Here is a 1,359-nt window from a genome sequence, read left to right as displayed (position 1 = left end):
CGAGGCGACGGCGACCAGTACGCCCACGCGTCGGACCCGTCGGCGGCGCGCGCCGGTGACGTCGAGGAAGACCGGCCGGGACGGCGGGGAATGAATCCCAGGCCGAGCCGGCGACCGCGTTACCGGCGGCCAGGTCGGCGGGATCGAGCACGTTGGGCAGGGCGGCCTGGGCGGCCGGCGAGTAGAACGCCTTCGCCACCGCCACCGCGGCGATCGCCACCAGGGCCAACCAGGCGGTCCCGGCGTCGCGGACGCCGAGCAGCAGCAGGATCCCGGCCAGCGCGCCCAGGTTGGCCACCATCATGATCTTCCGCCGGTCGAACCGGTCGGCGATGGTGCCGGTGTACGGCAGCAGCAACGCCGTCGTGCCGGTGTCCACGGCGAGCACCAGGGCGCCCCACACCCCGCTGCCGGTCAGCGCGGGCAGGAGCACCAGCAGCGGCACCATGACGAACCAGTCGGCGCCGAACACCACCAGTTCGGCGAGGAACAGATTGCGGAAGTCGCGATTGCGGACGAGGACCGAGACGGTGGGTGACACGCGGGAACCCTACCGGGCCGGTCAGACCACGGCCGTGCGGCGCAGCAGCTGGGAGACGGTGACGAAGGTGTAGCCGCGGGCGCGCAGCCCGGTGATCATGTCCGGCAGGCCGCGGAGCGCGACGAGGCGCTGCTCGGTGCCGACGTCGTGGCCGAGCAGGATGGTGCCCGGCTGGACGTCGGCGACGATCCGGCGGGCGTGGCCGGCGGGATCGTGCGGGAACTCCCCCTCGACCATCTGCAACGTCCACAGCACCAGCCGGTAGTCCAACCGGGCGGCGGCGTGCAGCACCGCCCCGCCCAGGTGCCCCCAGGGCGGGCGGAGCAGGCGGGGCGCCACGCCGGTCGCCGCGGCGATCGCGTCGTGGCTGCGCCGCAGGTCGTCGTACGCGGTGTGGGCGTCCATCCGGGCCAGGTCGTGGTGCGCCCAGCTGTGGTTGCCGACCTCGTGCCCGGCCAGCCGGTCCCGCACCAGCGCGGCGTGCTGCCGGGCCCGCTCCCCGACCAGGAAGAAGGTGGCCGGGACCCCGTACTTGGCCAGGGTGTCCAGCACCATGGGAGTCCACTCTGGCCGAGGGCCGTCGTCGAAGGTGAGGGCGACGACGCGCTCGTCGGTGCGTACCCCCCAGATGACCTCGACCGCCCCGGAGCCCACCTGCTGATGGCGGTTGCCGAGGGTGGCGCTGGCCGGACCACCGGCCAGCGGGAGCCGGCGATCGGCGATCCAGGTCGTCTGCGCGGTGCCCGCGGCGCCGAGCGCGGCGGATGGTATCCGATGTCACAGTGCGACATCCGCCTCGACGGAGGCATGTCACACGG

At 73.9% G+C, this 1,359-nt stretch carries 2 protein-coding genes; both read right to left on the bottom strand.

Annotated elements, in window-relative coordinates:
- A partial coding sequence (locus tag ACWEVO_RS36550; RefSeq protein WP_452311954.1) for an MFS transporter occupies positions 1-541 on the bottom strand: 541 nt, incomplete at its 3' end.
- A 21-nt stretch (positions 542-562) separates the two neighbouring features.
- Complete coding sequence (locus tag ACWEVO_RS36545) at positions 563-1,195, bottom strand: polysaccharide deacetylase family protein (RefSeq protein ID WP_452311953.1); 633 nt, start codon at positions 1,193-1,195, stop codon at positions 563-565.
- Between the last annotated feature and the right edge of the window lie 164 nt (positions 1,196-1,359).

The sequence above is a fragment of the Micromonospora sp. NPDC003776 genome (assembly GCF_053605645.1).
This window is presented reverse-complemented; position numbering and strand designations above follow the sequence as displayed.